Source organism: Paenibacillus sp. FSL H3-0329 (genome assembly GCF_037963285.1).
In the GTDB taxonomy this organism is placed as follows: Bacteria; Bacillota; Bacilli; order Paenibacillales; family Paenibacillaceae; genus Paenibacillus_AQ; species Paenibacillus_AQ odorifer.
This window is the reverse complement of sequence record NZ_CP150150.1, coordinates 6,333,637-6,353,416: the sequence shown is the minus strand read 5'-3', so window position 1 is coordinate 6,353,416 and position 19,780 is coordinate 6,333,637. Positions and strand designations below refer to the sequence as shown.

Below are 19,780 nucleotides of genomic sequence, written 5' to 3'. Positions count from 1 at the left end.
GATCGCCTGTATTTTTCAGATGAAAGAGGAGGAACTTCAGATGAACAAAAAATGGATGCTTGGTTCGTTGGCCCTATCCTTAGGCCTTTTATCAGCAGGTAGCGGAGTTATGGCAGCTTCATCATCAGTGGGAAGCTCGGCAATAAAAAATGTGGCTGTGATTGGCACAGGAAAAGAAGGCCCAGCTACCATAAACAATTTGACGGTAAAAAGTGTTGTTCCGCTTGTTGTACATGCCAGAGCAATCTATTTCTATACTAGCCGTGGGGGCAACTTTTTCCCGATGGAAACCTTCATGTATAAAGCGCAAGAGTACCGTTACCTTTCCAATGATATTGGGACAAAGGCGAAGCTGATGAATTACATAAAAAAAGCCTACACGCATAATGCAGCAGCTTATTATGTGCAGACTCAATTTTTGGAGCATGAAGGTAGAATGTCACAGGTGAATGCGGATCTTGGAAACTCATTAATGTTTGAAAAAGCCACCGCCCGAATGCTCTCCAAAACTGCAACAACCGCTGAATTTGACTTAACAGTTCCTTATTCGAGCGGGCAGGAAGGCAGTGAGTCGGTATATGTGAAGCTGAAAAAGGTGAATGGATACTGGAGAATTGATACGTCACCGGATATTCTTTTTTGAGGTAAGGTCAGGGTAGAAGAGGAAAGGTAAAGAGGTTTTACGCTTGGGCGCGGATAAGGTCAGAGGTATAAGCAACACCGGCGAATTTACCTTTGCGAGTGATAATGACACAATCATTTTTCATAGGGTCTGGGCGGTTCATAGCGAGGCTCAATACCGTATCGAGTGGAGTGGAAATGTCAAGAATGAGCGGGGTTTTGTTCATAAGCTTCATGGCAGGTTCTCTGTAGAACAGATCTACTCCGGATCTTCCTGTAGCTTTTAAAAAGAAACGTTCGCTCATCAACAATCCGAGGGGTTCATTCATAGCATTGCAGACGACGATACATTTGGATTCTGGATGCTGAAACATGACGCGAAGAGCTTCTCTGCAAGTGCGTGAGGCAAAAATAGCAGGAGCACTGCGGACAATACCAGTAAGATCATTTACAAGGACTGTTGTCATAGGGTGTTCATCCTTTCTGATTATGGGTCTACTTCTAATGTACCCCTGAATCGTAAATTTCAAAGCCGGGTAACGTAAGCTACAGGTAAAATAGATTGCTGGCAAAAATAACCGATCAGACCTTATGGGCTCTGACCGGTTATTTGTTGTTAGCTATTCACTGCGGACGCCGTCCTCCACCAGCTGCTTTCGGGGGACATCCGGGATTATGGATTTGCTCACGCCTCCACGATTAATGGCGATTAATCGTTTTTGTGCGTAATATACGTCGCGGGACAGTTTATTCACCTCAGTGGATTTACCGTCAACATACTTTGTAATGTAGGTTTCAACAATATATCCGGTTTTCCCATTTTGAATAACGCGTGAGCTGCCACGAGGCAGTGAAGAATCGTTTACGTATTTATCGACTGGAGGGAGCACCTCTACTGTCTTTGAATGAACTTTGTAAGTGACATTTTGCGGAAACGTGCCGAACAGCTTTATGGTCAGGGATTTACCTTGCACAGCCGCTTTTATTATGAGATATTTGCCAGTCGTATTGCGAAAACGAAAGTTGATATAACCTTCAGCGAATGTTGCGTCCTGACCTTTGGGCAAGTAGTTGACGGGCAAGGAATGATTACGGCGTTCCACAATTTCTAGCCCTATACGCAGTGCGGCATTGTAAAGAGTGCTCGACACTTGGCAGATCCCTCCACCAACACCTGCTTGCAGCTTGCCGTTCACAATCACCGGCGCTTCACGGAAGCCGTAATTCACCTTTGCTTTTTCTATAGCTTTTCCATAATCAAAGACGGCTCCAGGCGGGAGAATGGTTCCATCCACAGCTTTGGCAGCAGCTTCCACGTTGTAGCTTCGTCCAGGTCCACTTGCACCTAGAGAGGTGCTGAACTGCATTACTTTTCGCTCGATACCTTGTTCCTTTAATTTCTTTAAAGTTATGTCAGGCTGCAGAATTAACAAAGGGACCTCCATCGTGATTCCCTTCTCCAGCAGGGTATTTAGATGATTAAAGCTGGTGGGGGCAGCTGCTCCTAAGGAAGTCTCCAGAGCTGTCCAATCAACCTCCAGGGAAGTTTTCTCAGAAGTATATACGATTCGGTCATCGCCTGTAATTCGCCGCGTAGCGTCCACTGGTTTACCAAAGGACTCCTTCTCCCAAGTGGGACTTAGAATTTTCTGGAATTGTGCGATTTCCAGATGAGTTTCAAGCTTCCACAGCTGAGGGAAGTTATAGCGTGCCTTTACCCGCTCCCAAAGCGTTCCTTCGGCAAGCTCTTTTAAGCCCTGCTGAAAAGCAGCGGCTTCATAACTCAACCCAGTCTTACTAAGAGTTAGGGGTAAATCTGCATTGCCCTCCACTTTTAGCACTAGAGGGACGGATTCGAGGGCACGCAGCCGCTGATCCAGCTGGGAGCCGACCTCGGTGAGGGTCATGCCTCCGACCTGCCAGCCGGCAAGGGTTGTACCCTTTGGAAGCGTGGTTTTGCTGCCATATAGATGAACCCCTCCGTAAATGCAGGAGCCGATAAGGACGAGTGCGATGACCACTATGAGGGCAGCATGGATTTTTTTCATGATTAATCTCCTTTTGGGGATTTGGATTGCGCTAAGCAGGCGCGGCCCTGTAACAAAACTTAAAGAACACTTCGTGGGATACCGATACTAACTTAGTAAGAAACAAGTAGTCTCTAATAAAGGGAGTTACGACATCTGATAACAGGCACCGTTAGGTGCTTTTTTATATGTATATGTCCAGTCACTACAAAACTTTCGAATAGTCGTGCAGTTACGGGGTACTCAATCAGTTACAGATTTGTTACAATAGATACATTGCGGAAATATTGAAGTTTATGGAAACTTGAGGTGGACAATGTCGATTCGCACAAGTGGAAAATGTCATAATTGGGAAGTGAGAAAATGATTGAAATGCAAGATGTATGGAAAACGTACCCTAACGGAACTCACGCACTGCAAGGAGTTTCAGTGAAAATCGACCGCAATGAATTCGTGTACGTTGTCGGCCCTTCCGGCGCGGGTAAATCTACTTTTATGAAATTGATTTATAGAGAAGAAGTGCCTACCAAAGGACAGATTTCGGTGGGAGGTTTCAATATAGGAAAGCTAAAACCACGCAAAATCCCTTATGTCCGCCGTAATATAGGCGTTGTATTTCAAGATTTTCGGCTTTTGCCCAGAATGACGGCATACGAGAATGTAGCTTTTGCTATGGAAGTTATTGAAGCGCCGAAAAAAGTCATCAAGAAACGTGTGAATGAGGTTCTTGATTTGGTTGGGCTGAGAAGTAAAGCGAATCGTGAGCCCTCACAGCTTTCTGGTGGTGAGCAGCAACGGATCGCTATTGCACGGGCTATCGTCAACAATCCTTCTGTTATTATTGCGGACGAGCCTACAGGTAACTTAGACCCCGAGACTTCATGGGGCATTATGCAGCTGCTTGACGAGATTAATTTTCGTGGAACAACGATTGTAATGGCTACCCATAACAGAGATATTGTGAACAAAATGCGCAAACGGGTGCTTGCGATTGAGAATGGAAACATTGTCAGAGACCAAGCGAGAGGGGAATATGGTTATGAGTTTTAAAACCTTCTTGCGACATGTGCGGGAAGGCTTTAAAAGCGTATTCCGTAATGGCTGGATGTCGATCGCCTCAATCACTTCGATTGTTGTTTCTCTTTTTGTTCTAGGTGTATTTATTCTTCTTGTCCTCAACGTAAATTCTGTAGCTGATGAGGCAGACAGTCAGGTACAGATCAAAGTGCATCTAGCTTTGAATACAGATCAGAAGATGCGCGAGACCCTGCAGACTGAAATTGGCAATATGCCGGAGGTCAGCAAGATTACGTTCATCTCCAAGGAACAGGGACTTAAAGATCTCCGCGCGGATATGGGCGAGGAGGCAGCAGAGCTTCTGGAAGGGTTCGATGAAGATAATAACCCGCTTCCAGATACCCTTCAGGTAGAGGTTATTGAACCTACTACCGTTGCTTTTGTGGCTGAGAAGATTCAAGCCCTTAACAAGACACATACCGAGCAGCCTATCTACAAAGTGAAATATGGCAAAGGCTCGATAGAAACATTGTTTAAAATCACGCGTGCCGTACGTAACATTGGCTTTATTTTTGTAGCGGGGCTGGCACTTATGTCTATGTTCCTCATCTCCAATACTATTCGGGTGACGATTCTTGCCCGGCGTAAAGAGATTGGGATTATGAAGCTGGTAGGTGCGACAAATTATTTTATTCGTTGGCCTTTCTTTATAGAAGGGGCATTAATTGGACTCATTGGATCATTGATTACTTCGGGTGTTTTATATGCCGGTTACAACGGTTTGGAATCTTCGGTACAGGGAGATCCTATGCTCGGATTGCAGTTGATCCCTTTCAGTGATATTTGGCTGCTGCTCGTAGGTCTGTTAGTAGGACTAGGCGTGCTGATCGGCGTCTGGGGAAGTACGGTTTCTATTCGTAAGTTTTTGAAAGTTTAATTTAAGAGTGAAGGATGGGGAGTGCGAGTTGAAGAAGATTGCCGCCGGACTAGCCGTAATGTTACTAGCTGTCACTATATTCCAACCCTCTGATGGATATGCCAAAAAAACAAGTGTTGCCGAGATCGATAAGCAATTAAAGCAGCTGCAACAAGAGGTGCAGGAAGCTAAGGCGCAGCAAGAGAAAGCGGAGTCCCAAACGCAGGAAGCGCAGCACTATAAGAATAAGACAAATATTAATTTACAATATGTATTGCAGCAAGTGGATCAAGTTAAAGGCAAAATGACCGAAATCTCTAACAAAATTTCCGATACAGAAGAATCTCTTAACGTTACAGCAACGGAATTGGATGAAGCAGAGGCACGAGTGGCCTCAAGAGAAGAACTCTTAGGATCCCGTGTCCGGTTGATGTACACTGATGGAGCGGTGTCTTACCTAGATGTTTTGCTCTCATCGACAAGCTTCTCTGATTTTCTGGGCCGCACCGATTCGCTTAAGATGATTGTGGATCAGGATCAGGAGCTGTTAGTCCAACACAAGCTGGACAAGCAGACAGTTGTAGAGAAGAAGCAGGAGCTTGAGGGGCAATATGCTCAAGCCAAGCAGTTATACACCTCCTTGGAAAATCAGAGAAGCCTGCTGAAAGAGAAGGAAGCGGAGAAGCAGGAGCTTATCGCATTTTATGATAAGCAGATTCAAGAAAGCGATGATCTAAGTGAAGAGCAGAACGAGAAGCTGGTTAAGCTGGCGAGCGAACGTTCTGCTTTGGAAACCCAAAAGGATAAGATTAAAGCTGAGGAAGCGGCTCGCAAAGCAGCAGCCGCCAAAGCAGAAGCAGCACGCCGGGCAGCAGCAGCGGCCAAGAAAGCTGCAGCTAGCAAGGCAAGCAGCAGTTCGAGCTCCAGCTCCTCAACCGCGTATGCTGGTGGAGATGGACCCTTCCTGCTGCCTGTAGGTTCGGCAAGAATCTCTTCCTCCTACGGACCACGGACACACCCAATTACGGGTGAGAAGGGGAAAGTACACACCGGGGTAGACTTTGCAGTTCCACAAGGAACCAATATTCATGCGGCTGATTCCGGAACGGTAATCGTAGCTGAATGGTATAGCGGCTATGGATATTGTGTAATTGTTGATCATGGCGGCGGAGTTTGGACCCTCTACGGACATATCCGTAAAGGTGGTATCAAGGTTAGCCCTGGGGATAGAGTCAATCGTGGGGATGTGATTGCTGAATCCGGTTCTACAGGTAATTCGACGGGCCCCCATCTCCATTTTGAAGTTCGGATCGACGGCAAGACAGTAAATCCGATGCCTTATCTCTAATTTTTAAGAACTTATAACTCATATTATTTGAACGTACGGCATATACTGGAAGAGATACCGTACCTTTCAGGACGGACTTATGGAGTTGTTTGCGAGATGGACAAGAAGGGACGGTGGGAACATCATGTTAAAAAAAAGCACAGCGGCGTTTATGATTATCGCCGCCCTGCTATGCGGTAGTCTGGTGACCTTGGGCGTGACGGGTTATAGTCATGTTATTGGACAAGCTGCAGGAGAAGGACTGGCCTCAGCATTGCAGGTTACTGGCCTTCAGCAGAAGGAATCCCAGAAGCTTGGAACTGCTCTCAGTCTGATTGAGAGCAATTACTACGAGACAGTAGATCGGGAGAAGCTGATAGACGGTGCTGTCAACGGTATGATGGAAGCGCTGGGCGATCCTTATTCCAACTATATGGGTAAAGAAACAGCTGAGAAATTCGAAGAAAGCATTGAGGGTTCCTTTTCAGGTATCGGTGCGGAGGTCTCTTCGGATAATGGCAAGGTAGTCGTGGTCTCTCCGATCAAGGGCTCACCTGCTGAGAAAGCTGGGATTCAGGCCAAAGATGTTATCTTGTCCGTTAACGGTGAATCGCTGGAAGGTATGGAGCTGAATGCAGCTGTTGCCAAGATTCGCGGTCCTAAGGGCAGTAAGGCCACTTTGAAAATACAACGTTCCGGCGCTGTAGAGCCGCTGGAATTTGTTCTTACCCGGGATGATGTGAAGCTCGAAACAGTCTACGCTACCATGGAAAAGGACAATGTGGGCGTAATCGAGGTTACGCAGTTCTCCTTGAATACCGCAGAACGATTCAAGGAAGAGCTGGAGAAGTTAGAGAAGCAAGGCATGAAGGGACTTGTTATTGACGTCCGCAATGATCCAGGTGGTGTTCTTCCGATTGTTATTGAAATGGCAGAGCAATTTGTTCCAGCTGGCAAATCTATAGTGCAAATAGAATACAAAGACAAAAAACGCGAAGTTAGCACCTCAAAAGGATCGAGTAAAGCTTATCCAGTGGTCGTGCTGATGAATAAAGGTAGCGCAAGTGCTTCGGAAATATTGGCGGGTGCCTTGCAGCAGTCGGCAGGAGCTAAGCTAATCGGTGACAATTCTTTCGGTAAAGGCACCGTGCAGACGAGCTTTGACAAACAGCTTGGAGACGGCAGCTTGCTGAAAGTTACCATTGCCAAATGGCTTACGCCAGACGGCACATGGATCCACGGCAAGGGAATTAAACCGGATATCGCGGTAGCGCAGCCGGATTACTTCTCGGTGGCTCCGATTAACAAAAGCGTGGCGCTGCAGTATAATATGAACAACGCTGATGTGAAGAGTGCACAGACGATGCTGGACGGTTTGGGTTACAAGCCTGGACGTAAAGATGGCTATTTCGATGCTGGCACTAAGGACGCAGTGAAGAAGTTCCAAAGTACAGCAAAGCTCCAAGTCACAGGCATAATTGACGCCAAGACAGCGGAGGCGCTGGAAGCAGCGCTGATCAAGGTCATTCAAGACCCTGCTCACGACAACCAACGGAATAAAGGGATTGCTGAGATTCAGAAGGAAATTAAGGCGGCAGCGTCGAAAAAGTAAGAAGGCTGAATTCAGCCTTCTTTTTTTCTTTTAGATAAGAAAATGCCAACCGACGTAGAGGAATTAGAATATATACAAATCAGTCATCGGACGAAAAGGAGTGTGACGAACAGTTTGAATGTGATTCAGGAACTGTTAGGAAGCTTGGGCACTGCGTTCTTACACTTATTGATCCAGCCGTATTACTACATTGCTATTATATTTATTGCGTTATATTACCGTAGGCAGGTGGCATTAGAACGAAAGCTGATACATGTAAAATTACATAGCTGGGGTCAGGAAACGTGGCGGACGGTATGGAGTGGTCTAGTCATGGGTTTGGTCGTCTCTATAGCAGCCGTTCTGCTAGGAATATCGTTATCAGGTACCGCTGTAGCCTGCATTTGGGTAGTTAGTCTCGTGTTGTCACTACTGCGTGTGCGGTATTTGTGCTTTGCGTATTCTATAGGCTTGTTAGGTATCATTCAATTTGTAATTTCTTTCTTTCCAGATGCTTTAGATAGTGGAACGGTAGGGAATATTACCACCGCCATACGGGAGATGGATATTCCTGCTTTGCTAGTGTTAGCTGCGCTGCTGCACATGGCGGAGGCACTGCTGGCCCGCAGACAAGGGGCCAAGCTTGCAACGCCGCTCTTCCTGAAGGGAAAGCGCGGCATGGTCGTTGGCGGCTATCAGCTGCAGGCCTTCTGGCCGCTGCCGCTGTTCCTGCTGCTCCCTTCGGGTGCAGGAACGGATTTGCCATGGCACTCGCTGCTCGGCGGCAGCCTTGGCATCGTCTCTTTGCCCGTCATCATCGGCTTCAGCGAGATGACGCAGGGCATGCTGCCCGGGCGCAAGGCGGCCCGCACTGCAGGACGACTGCTGATCTACAGCATCGTCCTGCTCGGCTTAAGCCTGCTTGCCGCTTGGTGGAGCCCGCTGACCCTGGTCGCGACGCTCGCAGCCATTGTGCTGCACGAAGGGTTAAGCTGGTACAGCGCTCTGGAAGAGCGCAGCATCAGCCCCATCTTCGTGCATCCACCGCGCGGCCGCAAAGTGCTGGCCGTGCTGCCGGGCAGTCCCGGCCAGGAGCTGGGCATCCTGCCCGGCGAGATCTTACTGAAGGTCAACGGGGTCCTGTTGACCGATGCGGCGCAGCTACATGAGGCGCTGCGCATGAATCCAGCGTTCTGCAAGCTGGAGGTGCTGAACCGTGAAGGGGAGAGCAAATACCTTCAAAGTCCAATCTATGATGGGGATCACCATCAGCTCGGTATTATTTTGGTGCCGGAGACGGATGGGATGATTACCGCTGAGGCGAAGCCTTCCAGCATCTACAGCATCATCGGGATGAAGACAGGCATACGCAGCCGGAACCTTCCGGACGGCCAACTTAAACGAAAAAAAACCACTGAAGCCAAGCAGGAATCAGCGGAAGGATAACTAGAAGATGCCCCATAGGCCATGAAATGGTGAATGGGGCATCTTTGTTTTTGATTAGAGGATAATTTCGCGTGCGTGAAGCCACTATCGGACCCAGTTGACCCTAATCGCAGCATTTTCGCTTTTTTAGAATGGTAACGGACCCCAAAGCCACTATTGGCATTAAAAACACCCCAAATGAGCCTCTTTCTGAGGAATAACGTCGCTGGGGTCCGAAACTCTGCTCAAACGCCGATAAAATTGTAAATAGCGTCACTGGAGTCCGAGCCCGCCCAAGGAGTAGCGTCGCTGAACTCCGAACCCGCGCCCAAGGAGTGACGTCCTGAACTCCGAGCCCGCGTCCAAGGAGTAACTTCACTGGAGTCCGTAAGAAAAACTAACTTTGGCAATGGCCTATTCATATACTGTATGTTACTAGTTCAACCCCGCATGTTCTTCAAATAAAAAATTGCAATTTGCGTACGATCGCGGAGCTCTAATTTGCTTAATATATCCGTTATGTAATTTTTGACGGTACCCTCGCTTAAAAAAAGCTGTCCGGCGATTTCTTTGTTGCTATGCCCCTCAGCGATAGAAGACACTACAGCCAGCTCTGTTTTGGTCAATCCGAATGATTCCAGTGGCTGTACCTGTGGCAATTCTTGCCGTGCCGTAGGCTGCAGAAAGGTTGCCAGCTTGCGGGCGATATCAGGGTGGATAAGCATGTTCCCATCAAAAACCGTTTTAATGCCCTGGATGATCCGGTCTGGCGGTATGTTTTTGAGCAAATATCCACTAGCTCCGTTACGCAGTGCTTCAATGATATATTCATCGTCATCGAAAGTGGTCAGCATCAATATCGCAATTTGCGGAAAAGCCTGCTTAATCTTCTCCGTTCCTTCAACGCCACCGCAGCCGGGCATGCGGATATCCATCAGAGCTACATCGGTCTTTAATCCTTTTTGAAGTAATTCCAAGGCCTCGTTACCTTCACAAGCTGCTCCGGCAACTTCAATATCTGGGTCCATACCTAGCAATACTTGCAGACTTTGGCGAATAAAGGGGTCGTCATCAACAATCAACACTTTAATCATTAGCATGGCTCCTTTCGTTATACAATCTCATCTTGCTTATAAATGGGCAGCCGTGTAACGACTGTAAAATGTGGCGCCTGCCTTAGTTCGAGTGTTCCGCCGATCAGATGAGTGCGCTCGTACATTCCTTTCATCCCGTCTCCACCACTCCCCAATAATTTGCGGAGCTTCTCTTCTTCTGGAAGTGATCCATTGTTGCTAACCTCCATAGTGATTCCTGCTTGCGCGTAGTCAATTTTGATCCGGATGGACGTTGCTTTTCCATGCCGCAAGGCGTTGGTTATAGCTTCACGGGCGTTTTTATACAGGATTACTTGAATACTGGGATAGAGTGGATAAGGTATGCCCTGTACTTGGTATGAGGTCTCGATCCCCGTCTCACGTCCAATTTCTTCGAGCAGCCGGTCTAACGCATACGCTCCCTCAAGCTTCGGAGTGTAGTTGATACGTTTAACTGCGGACCGCATATCGTCCATGCTGGCCGACAGCTGGTCACGAATCAGTTCCATCATTTGCATTCCGCTCTCGGGAGAGGTAGGCAAGGTCTGGAGGGCGGCCTCCATCATCATTTTAATCCGGATTAGCCGGTGGCCGATATCGTCATGGAGCTGTCGTGAGATGCGGACGCGCTCTTTGGATTGGGCAGACTCTTCTACTTGCGCGCTGAACTCCAGCAGGCGGTTGCGAGCTTCGTCGAGTTCGAAATGCTTTTTGCGCAACTCATCATATAGAAGAAGAGTGTCTTCGCGCCTCTGGCCAGCTTTTAATAATAGCTTATTTAGGTAGGCAGTGAGCAGAAATGAAAAGTTAATGTAAGTTACTACGAGCGATGGAGAATTCTGGAGTGCAACGTTCAAAGCTATCAGATGTACACCTGTGAACACGTAAGGCACTGCTTTAGGCTGGAGTCTGGAATAATAAAGCAGTGCTGATATAGCGGGGAAAATCATCATGCTGCCATATTGATAACATAACCAGGCCGTGAACAAGATTTCAATGATACTAATCAAAGCATGAATGGATCGAGGGAGCTTTGGCACCATGACCACAAGGAATAGAAGCATCAGGATATGCAGCGTGAAGATTCCATAATCATTATATTGATAGACATAAATGGTAATAAACGCAGGGATTAAGATGAGTCCGTAACGCAATAAGTTTAGCTCTCTGGGCACGCCTTAGTCATCCTTTATGTTTTTTAATAATCTTAGCATATTATCCCACTACTTCAGGAGATGACTTTAGTCACCTTCAAAAAATGACCTTTCGTACATCCGTAAAAATTCAACCTAGAATAAAATTGAAAATATAGAAGCACACACGACAGGGGAGATAAAAGATGGCAATCGCGGTGTTGACCGATGTGGTGAAACGGTATGAGAACAAATTAACGGTAGATCATGTGAATGTTACGATTCAAGCAGGAGAGATCTTTGGCCTGCTAGGGCCGAATGGGGCGGGCAAAAGTACAACTATAAGTATGATTTGCGGCCTGCTAAAGATTGATAGTGGAGACATTGTTATTGATGGGTTATCAGTCTCTTCGTATGCACTGGAGGTTAAGAAAAAGATCGGCTTAGTTCCGCAGGATTTGGCTTTGTACAATACAATGACAGCAGCTGAAAATGTAACTTTTTTCGGAAGATTGTATGGCTTGCGGGGAAAATTGCTAAAAGAGCGGGTGGCGGAAGCTCTTGCTTTCACAGGACTTAGTGACCGGGCCAAAGAAAAACCAGCCACCTTCTCCGGAGGGATGAAGAGACGTTTGAATATCGCTTGTGCCATCATGCATCATCCAAAGCTGATTATTATGGATGAGCCGACCGTAGGGATTGATCCGCAGTCTCGTAATCATATCCTTGAGTCGGTCAAAGAGCTCAATCGGCTTGGCTCAACCGTCATCTACACTAGTCATTATATGGAAGAGGTTGCAGCCATTTGTGATCGGGTAGCGATTATGGATAAGGGACATATCATTGCTTGTGGTACGGAAAAGGAGCTGCGGGAACGGGTTTCTCAGGAAGAAAAAATAGTGGTCAAAGCAACGAACATCACCCCGGAGCTAATCAATGAGCTTAGTCTACACCCGCGGATCACGAGAGTGGAAAGTAAAGAGGGAACGGTAGAAATGTATCTCCCCTCCTCACAGGATGAGCTGCAGGATATCTTATTTATTTTTGCTAAACATGAAGGGGTTATTGGTTCTTTGAATATAGAGGAGCCGGATCTGGAGACATTATTCCTTAGTTTGACAGGACGGACATTGCGCGATTAAAGGAGGGAGAGAACGCTTTGAGAAATATTTGGACAATTATGATTTATGAGCTTCGCAGGCTGTTTATTTCACGCTCAATCATCATTAATATGTTTCTGCTACCGCTGCTTTTGATCTTTCTGCTGGGTGCCTCCCTTTCCAGTGTAATCGGTGATAAGGCAGCGTCTGAGATTGATCCAGTACGTGTTGGTATAGTTAATCTTTCTGGAGAAGGATATGAAAGCTCGGCGATGATAGACAGCTTTTTGAAGACGCCGGAGCTTAAGGATATCATCATTCCGGTCAAAGTAGGGAGCCGAGAGACAGCGGAAAGCGGCTTGCGTACCGGAAAATATGGTTATGCGGTTATTGTTCCTCCAGGCTTCGATAAAAAAGTACAAAGCGGTGATACTGCACAGCTAGAGTTTATTCTGGGTAAAGATCGGACAGATAATATGGTTGCGGGGACGGTATTCGATAACTTTTTGAACAATATTAACTATAAGCAGTCCGTAGCTATGACGCTGGGTCCAGAAGCTTTGACTGTTACTGCACCAAGTTCGGGGGAGCAGCCTTCTGTTAAGGTTGGGGCGCTCAGTGAAGGTGGCCGATCCTATACAGCCTCCCAATTCTATGCGGTATCCATGATGCTGATGTTTCTGCTATATAGCGGTTTGACCGTCAGTACCTCTCTTTTTAATGAAAAAGAAAATCATACCCTCTTCCGAATAACTTCAATGCCGGTAAAAGGTTCTGAGCTGTTTATTGGTAAAATGTTAGGTGTAGGGGTTGTAAGTGTAGTGCAGTGTGCAGCGATTATTATCCTGACTCACTTGTTGTTTGGTGTAAATTGGGGCAATCGTCCGGGCTTGCTGCTGCTCTTCTGTCTCTTAATGATCATTGCTTCCATGACGTTATCGATTGTCATTTCAATGTTTAGCAAAACTAAAGCAAGTGCAGGAAGTATTATTAATGTTATCACTGTGGTCATGACCTTTATTAGTGGAGGGATGGCTCCACTTCCGGAATCATGGGTGAACTCCGTCGGGGCATTTACCCTGAATCACTGGGTGCTACAAGCTGTTCTAAAAATGATGCTGCATGCAGAGGTCTCAGAGATTTTGCCGAATCTGCTGGTCATGTCGATCATCTGTCTAGTTCTATTCAGTGGAGCGGTTATCTCGTACCGGAAGGTAGGTTACCATGGATAAGATCTTAACGATTGCTTGGAATATGGTGAAAAGAACGATCGGTTCTCGGAATGGGCTGCTTACGTATATTCTTCTGCCCTGTATTGTCGTGTCGGTGATAGTAGCAATTAGTGGAAGTATGGGTGAAAGACCGGCTACTATTTTATATTCGAATATGGATGATGGTGCAGCAGGTAAACATTTGCTTACCGAGCTGGAGAATACCGGTGATTATAAGCTTGTAGAGAAGACAGATGAGGCTAATTTGAGGGAGAGTATTATCGATCAGAACGGAGAAGCCGGTGTTTTGATACCGCAAAACTTCACCTCCGCACTGCTTGCTGGAGAAGAGCCGCAAATTAGTGTGTATGAGCTTAAGGCTACCGAAACATCAATTATGGTAAAAATGAAAATCAGTGTAATTGCTGATGAAATGCGAAACACTGCTGGACTAATTGGAGCAGCTCGGGCTGAGGCTACTGGCTCGGACTCACAGTTTGCTGCCGTAATGCAGAGAGCAGAGCAACATAGTGTAGGCAGTATAAGAACAGATTATGATTTATATCCAAAAGAGGGCTTAAGCATCGTCACAGGATTTACTTTGATGTTCTTAATGGGGCTGGTTACAAGTTCAGTGTCGCTTATTATGGATGATCGAAGAGAAAGAACGATGAAACGTATGTTCAGTGCCCCGGTTCGTTCGTATGAGATTGCCCTCGGTAATTTTCTGGGAAGCTTCATCGTTGGGTTAATTCAAATCATTGTAATACTTGCCTTAGGCCGTTATGTGCTGCAGTTTGACTTTGGGTTACCGCTCTACTTGTATTTCTTGGTTCTTGCAGCATTTATGCTCGTTTCCATGGGTTTAGCCAGTACGGTAGCAGGTCTGATTCGCAATCCCAATAATACGGGCATGCTTAATTCGCTGATCCTGACCCCGACATGTATGCTTGGAGGCTGCTTCTGGCCGTTATCCATTATGCCGGACTATATGCAGAAGGCAGCTAATTTTGTACCGCAAAAATGGGCGATCCAAGCGATCGATATCGCTGCCACAGGTGGGGGCTGGAATGAATTATGGCTGCCCTTTGCCATCTTGGGCCTTATGGCCGCCGTGCTTCTGGCGATTGGTTCTGCTATTCTTCGTCCGAGTGAAGCCTGAATTAACGCTTAAGAAATTTCCAGAGAATATAGATATGCATAGCTTGGACTACTCTATTCAGGTACAATAATAGGTATCAAATGTCCCTAGTTCTTAATATGTGCAAAAGAGGGGATTTCTAGGAGGATGAGCAGATGAGCAGCAATAAATTGGCTTGGACATGGCGGGTGAAGGAAGAATTTTTAGAGGAGTATGTAGCTATGCATTTAAATCCTTGGCCAGAAATTTTGGAGGAGCACAGTAAGGCTGGTATTTCTAACTATTCCATCTTTCAGAATGGCAATCAATTTTTTTACTGTTATGAGTGTGAGGATAGTAAGGCGGCTTTTGATTACATTGCCAAAAGTGATGCCTGCAACCGCTGGAATGCGATTACCTCTAAGATGGTTGAAGGGTCATTTGATTTCAATGATGAGGTGCCTATGCAGCCCTTACGTGAAGTGTTCTATCTGAAATAAGTAATTGCATTCTAGAACAAATCAAATGTGCATAATTATATTATCGGCGCATCTGGTTTACAGTTATTTTAAATATAGGTATAATATAATTTATAAAGTTAAATTGAATAATTATTTGTTTTTTGGAGGAGCCTGTCAACAAGGGCTCCTCTTTGTCTTTTTTTGGCTTGGAGAAGCTCCTGGTTGGCAGTTCTTATATACAACAAGGGAGTGGATAGAAAGATGGAGTTTGTTTTATATCTTATGCTGATCATATTGTTCACCAAAGTAGCTGGTGATCTATCTGTGCGGCTTGGGCAACCAGCTGTGCTAGGCAAGCTTATTGTGGGAATCATACTGGGGCCTGCGGTACTGGGCTGGGTTCAGGATGGAGAGTTTATTCATTATATCTCTGAGATCGGTGTTCTACTGTTAATGTTCATAGCAGGGCTTGAGACGGACCTGGATCAATTGCGCAAGAACTGGAAATCAGCTTTTGCAGTAGCCGTCGGTGGAATTATATTACCCTTTTTGGGTGGGTTCGCCTTAGGAGAAATGTTTGGTTTTGCTTATCATAATGCATTGTTTATGGGCGTTATTCTTAGTGCAACATCGGTCAGCATATCGGTGCAGGTGTTAAAAGATATGAATAAGCTGAACACACGTGAAGGCTCTACAATTCTGGGGGCTGCTGTAGTAGATGATATTCTGGTTGTTATTTTGCTCGCTGTTCTGATGAGCTTTTTCGGTACAGGGGCAGACGTTTCTATTGGTCTTCTAATTGGGAAAAAGGTGTTGTTCTTTGCCGTAGCGATTGTTGCCGGCTGGTTTATTGTTCCTCGGGTCATGAAATGGATGGCTCCGCTGAAGGTGACAGAGGCAGTTATCTCAGCAGCGTTAATGATTTGTTTCGCATTCGCCTATTTTGCTGAAATCATGGGGATGGCAGGAATCATTGGTGCCTTTGCGGCTGGGATTGCTATCTCGCAAACTTCCTTTAAGCACACGGTAGAATCCAAGCTCGAGCCGATTGCTTATTCGATTTTTGTGCCAGTCTTTTTTGTAAGTATCGGACTTAGTGTTTCCTTTGAAGGGGTAGGCAGTCAAATAGGCTTCGTGATCTTGCTTACGGTGGTTGCCATTCTGACCAAGCTGTTTGGTGGCGGTCTGGGCGCGCGTCTTACAGGCTTTGATAACCACTCGTCTGCCATTATTGGGTCAGGGATGATTTCACGGGGGGAAGTTGCGTTGATCATTGCCGCCACAGGGCTGCAAAGCGGCTTGTTACAGCAACAGTATTTTACTTCGGTCATTATTGTTGTCATTGTAACTACACTTGTAACGCCGCCACTATTGAAATTTATGTTCCGTGATCCAGTACGTGCGGAAGGGAAATAAACCATAACAAAAGGGAGTCCTGTTGGCCATTTATATGGCTAACGGGGCTCTTTTTTTATGCTCACGTTCCAGTTTCCATCATCAAGAAAAAGTACGGGGATCTGTCTGCAGAAGGGGAAAGTTCCCCGTCTTAAGACTGAGTACGAAACCAGCCGTAGGGCTGTTTTGACTTCAGCCAAAAATGACTAAACTAAATCTCGGGATGGAAATTAATACATAATCAAACAGACATAAGGGGAGTGCCAGAAATCATGTGGAGTGGAAGGGGAAAAAGAAAATGAAATGGTTAACAAAATGGTCGTTCGGTAACAAGGCTGCGGTGGGGCTTTTAGTAGTCATGGCTCTTGTGGTGGGAGGGATGAGCTACACTTCGTTACCGATGGAATTTATGCCAGAGGCGGATAATCCTCAAGTGACTGTAACTGTGCTGGGTCCTGGCCAGGATACACATGCTATGGAGACTAATGTAACGAAGCCGATAGAAGCTGGAGCAGCTTTTGTGAAAGGGAAGAAGGAAATACTGTCCACTTCCGGAGACGGATATGCGCAGGTGAATATTTTTTATGATTCGAAAACGAATATGAAGGATGCTGCGCAGGAGGTCCAGAAGGTCGTCGATTCATTGAAGTTCCCGGAAGGGGTAATGGCTCCTTTTGTACTTCAGTTGAATACCTCCATGATTCCTGTATCCCAGGTTACCCTTGCTTTTGACGAAGGCCTGACTAAAGAGAATCTTAAGCTTGCAGAAGAAACTATCATTCCAGAGATGCAAAAAGCTGAAGGGGTAGCGAACGTTGCTTTATATGGTAAGGTAACTCCGCAGGTCAGTGTTAAGCTGGACCCAAAATTAATGGCTGAGAAGGGAGTCACGACTCCACAAGTATTAGGTTTACTTCAAGGACGTAATGTATCGGCATCCCTTGGGGAGCAAACGATTGGTGGGCAGACCGGCAATGTTAACTTAGTTTCTACGATAGATAGTATGGATACTTTGAAAAAGCTTCCTGTATCTGCGGGCGTTAAGCTGCAGGATATCGCTGCTGTCGAATTGAAGCAGGATCAGGAAAGTGTCAGCCGTTCGAACGGGAAAGACGTTCTATTCGCCATTGTGACCAAAGAGGCTAATGCGAATGCAGTCAGTGTCGGAGATAACATTCAGGCTGCCGTAGATTATATTAATAAAACTATTCCTAATGCAGAAGCAGCAGTGGTATTCAGTACATCGGATATGGTAGTTACCTCGGTGAACAGTATGATGCGTGAGGTATTGCTAGGTGCATTATTTGCGACGATTGTGATTCTGTTGTTCCTGCGTAACCTGCGGGCTACTCTGATTACGGCAGTATCCATTCCGCTTTCGTTAGCGGTCACCTTGTATCTGCTGAACATTTCCGGCATAAGCTTAAATATCATTACACTCGGGGGAGTCGCGGTTGCGGTAGGCCGCTTGGTCGATGATAGTATCGTGGTGATTGAGAACATTTACCGTAGGCTGCAAAAAGAACCCCTTTCCCGTGAAATGATTATTAGCGCAACTGGGGAAGTGGCTAGAGCGATTACCTCATCAACCATCGCTACGGTAGCAGTATTTCTGCCGATGGGTCTCTTACGTGGTAGTTTGCAAGCTTTCTTACTGCCGTTTGCTTTAACAGTGACCTATTCATTGCTTACTTCACTCGTAGTAGCTTTGACGGTTGTTCCTCTTTTAAGCTCATGGCTGCTGAGAAGGACATCAATGAAAGAACATGAACCTTCTAAATGGTTTATCCGCTTTCTGGACTGGAATCTTCGCCGTAAATGGGTTAGCTTATCGTTGGGTCTCCTGCTTCTGATTGGCTCCATTGCTGCTTATGTGACTATGCCAAAAGGGGCACTCGATGCTTCAGATGCCAGCTATGTTTCTGTTCAGATGAATTATCCGAAGGATGTTCCTGTCAAAGATATTTTGGAAAAGGGAAAGCAGTTAGAACAAGATTTGATGAAGCAGCCACAAGCAGAAACGGTAATCATGCAATCAGGGAATAGTGCGGACGCCGCTAAGTGGGGGAATGTTACCTCTGAAACCTTAGTGGACTATACCGTTGTTATGAAAAAAGGTGCAGATGCTCAGGCTTTTATTGATCATGTTCGTGAGGTAAAAGATTCATACACTGGAGCAACGCTTGTTGCCAACCAAATGAGTATGATGGGATCCAGCTCTACCAGCGAATATATTGATATTGTCGGAGATAATCTTACGGATATTACTACTGTAGCAACAGAAGTTACCGCTAAGCTGAAGACCGTAGAGGGGATTCAAAAAGTCAGCAGCAATATGGAGGATACGAAACCTGTATTTTCCTTTAAGGTAGATCCGGCGCAAAGCAATGCGCAGGAGATTTCGATGCAGCTGTCAGCGATGCTTAATCCAATTCCAATGGGGCAAATTGAGCTCGATGGTGATGCAGCAGGTGTAGTGTTAGATCCTATGGTTCAGCCGCAAACGGAGCAGGATTTAAAAGCACTGACGCTCATGACGGCTGAGGGGCCGAAGCCACTGTCTCAGCTCGCAACTTATGAGGTTCGGAATGAGCCTGCAATGTTGTTCCATAAAGATGGGAAGCCGTATGTACGAATTACAGCAGAGGTTGATCCGAAGAAGGTATCTGAGATCGGTGCGAATATTAAAAAAGAAACCGATAGTCTTACACTTCCGAAAGGCGTGACCTTATTTGCAGGCGGAGCGTCAGTTGATCAGTCAGAGGATTTCAACGACCTGGGTATGACGGCATTAATCTCCATCGGGTTGGTGTATCTGATCATGGTACTCACCTTTAAAACCCTTCGGGCTCCACTGGCGATTATGTTCTCCTTGCCACTAGCGGCGATTGGTGCAATTGTTGGACTTATCGTGTCCGGTGTAACGCCTGACTTCACTGCTCTGTTCGGGGCGTTGATGTTAATAGGTATTGTTGTTACGAATGCCATTGTGCTCATTGACCGGATTAAGCAAAATGAAGCCAATATGAGTATTCACGAGGCTATTCTAGAAGCTGCCGGAACACGGATGCGTCCGATTCTCATGACGGCGATTGCCACCATTTGCGCCATGACACCGCTGCTGTTCGGCCATGCCGAGATGGGCAGCATCGTCTCGCAAAGCTTGGCGATTGTGGTCATTGGCGGCTTAACCGCAGCAACACTGCTTACGCTGATTGTAGTGCCGGCGATTTACGAGTTGTTCTACTTCCGTAAATCGGCAAAAGAGCGTAAAGGAGCAGAAAAAACTAATGCTCCGGCGCTTTAAATAGGCAAACGGCAAGCCTCCGGGTTAATGGGGCT

16 protein-coding genes are annotated in these 19,780 nt (G+C 46.3%); 12 read left to right on the top strand and 4 right to left on the bottom strand.

Annotated elements, in window-relative coordinates; genetic code table 11:
* Positions 1-40 precede the first annotated feature (40 nt).
* Positions 41-643, top strand: coding sequence for a DL-endopeptidase inhibitor IseA family protein (locus tag NSQ66_RS28115; protein ID WP_051491029.1), 603 nt, complete (start codon positions 41-43; stop codon positions 641-643).
* Positions 644-680: 37 nt separating this feature from the next.
* Here NSQ66_RS28115 and NSQ66_RS28110 read toward each other — a convergent pair whose 3' ends face one another.
* Both NSQ66_RS28110 and NSQ66_RS28105 read right to left on the bottom strand, forming a co-directional pair.
* A complete protein-coding gene (locus tag NSQ66_RS28110; protein ID WP_076099658.1) occupies positions 681-1,088 on the bottom strand; it encodes a CBS domain-containing protein in 408 nt (135 codons plus the stop codon).
* A gap of 153 nt (positions 1,089-1,241) precedes the next feature.
* The gene (locus NSQ66_RS28105; protein WP_339279498.1) at positions 1,242-2,669 is read right to left on the bottom strand and encodes a VanW family protein; all 1,428 of its coding nucleotides are present in this window, start codon (positions 2,667-2,669) and stop codon (positions 1,242-1,244) included.
* A 342-nt stretch (positions 2,670-3,011) separates the two neighbouring features.
* On the opposite strand from NSQ66_RS28105, the gene ftsE reads away from it, so the two are divergent.
* The 5 genes from ftsE (at position 3,012) to NSQ66_RS28080 (ending at position 8,945) form a co-directional block, all read left to right on the top strand.
* The gene (ftsE, locus tag NSQ66_RS28100; RefSeq protein WP_036678556.1) at positions 3,012-3,698 is read left to right on the top strand and encodes a cell division ATP-binding protein FtsE; all 687 of its coding nucleotides are present in this window, start codon (positions 3,012-3,014) and stop codon (positions 3,696-3,698) included.
* Positions 3,688-4,602, top strand: coding sequence for a permease-like cell division protein FtsX (gene ftsX, locus NSQ66_RS28095; RefSeq protein ID WP_036678558.1), 915 nt, complete (start codon positions 3,688-3,690; stop codon positions 4,600-4,602). The genes ftsE and ftsX overlap by 11 nt, the downstream gene beginning before the upstream one ends.
* A gap of 28 nt (positions 4,603-4,630) precedes the next feature.
* On the top strand, positions 4,631-5,929 hold the full coding sequence (locus tag NSQ66_RS28090) for a peptidoglycan DD-metalloendopeptidase family protein (RefSeq protein WP_076107069.1): 1,299 nt from the start codon (positions 4,631-4,633) through the stop codon (positions 5,927-5,929).
* Between the two features lie 124 nt (positions 5,930-6,053).
* Positions 6,054-7,520: a S41 family peptidase gene (locus NSQ66_RS28085; protein ID WP_076107072.1), complete on the top strand. Its 1,467-nt coding sequence runs from the start codon at positions 6,054-6,056 to the stop codon at positions 7,518-7,520.
* A 450-nt stretch (positions 7,521-7,970) separates the two neighbouring features.
* Positions 7,971-8,945 carry a PDZ domain-containing protein gene (locus NSQ66_RS28080; protein WP_339279497.1) on the top strand — a complete coding sequence of 325 codons (975 nt, stop codon included), beginning with the start codon at positions 7,971-7,973 and terminating at the stop codon, positions 8,943-8,945.
* Between the two features lie 419 nt (positions 8,946-9,364).
* Here NSQ66_RS28080 and NSQ66_RS28075 read toward each other — a convergent pair whose 3' ends face one another.
* Together NSQ66_RS28075 and NSQ66_RS28070 are read right to left on the bottom strand one after the other, a co-directional pair.
* A complete protein-coding gene (locus tag NSQ66_RS28075; protein ID WP_076140765.1) occupies positions 9,365-10,018 on the bottom strand; it encodes a response regulator transcription factor in 654 nt (217 codons plus the stop codon).
* 17 nt (positions 10,019-10,035) lie between these two features.
* A complete protein-coding gene (locus NSQ66_RS28070) occupies positions 10,036-11,193 on the bottom strand; it encodes a sensor histidine kinase (protein WP_076107076.1) in 1,158 nt (385 codons plus the stop codon).
* 164 nt (positions 11,194-11,357) lie between these two features.
* On the opposite strand from NSQ66_RS28070, the gene NSQ66_RS28065 reads away from it, so the two are divergent.
* The 6 genes from NSQ66_RS28065 to NSQ66_RS28040 all read left to right on the top strand — a co-directional run bounded on the left by NSQ66_RS28065 (position 11,358) and on the right by NSQ66_RS28040 (position 19,745).
* On the top strand, positions 11,358-12,293 hold the full coding sequence (locus NSQ66_RS28065) for an ABC transporter ATP-binding protein (protein ID WP_036678569.1): 936 nt from the start codon (positions 11,358-11,360) through the stop codon (positions 12,291-12,293).
* Between the two features lie 17 nt (positions 12,294-12,310).
* Positions 12,311-13,483 carry an ABC transporter permease gene (locus tag NSQ66_RS28060; RefSeq protein ID WP_051491030.1) on the top strand — a complete coding sequence of 391 codons (1,173 nt, stop codon included), beginning with the start codon at positions 12,311-12,313 and terminating at the stop codon, positions 13,481-13,483.
* Positions 13,476-14,624 (top strand): ABC transporter permease, encoded by a 1,149-nt coding sequence (locus NSQ66_RS28055; RefSeq protein ID WP_339279496.1) that lies wholly within the window; start codon positions 13,476-13,478, stop codon positions 14,622-14,624. The genes NSQ66_RS28060 and NSQ66_RS28055 overlap by 8 nt, the downstream gene beginning before the upstream one ends.
* A gap of 134 nt (positions 14,625-14,758) precedes the next feature.
* Positions 14,759-15,082, top strand: coding sequence for an L-rhamnose mutarotase (locus tag NSQ66_RS28050; protein ID WP_036678574.1), 324 nt, complete (start codon positions 14,759-14,761; stop codon positions 15,080-15,082).
* Positions 15,083-15,304: 222 nt separating this feature from the next.
* Positions 15,305-16,459, top strand: a complete 1,155-nt coding sequence (locus tag NSQ66_RS28045) for a cation:proton antiporter (protein WP_036678577.1) — start codon at positions 15,305-15,307, stop codon at positions 16,457-16,459.
* Between the two features lie 277 nt (positions 16,460-16,736).
* Positions 16,737-19,745: an efflux RND transporter permease subunit gene (locus NSQ66_RS28040; protein ID WP_036678580.1), complete on the top strand. Its 3,009-nt coding sequence runs from the start codon at positions 16,737-16,739 to the stop codon at positions 19,743-19,745.
* Positions 19,746-19,780 lie beyond the last annotated feature (35 nt).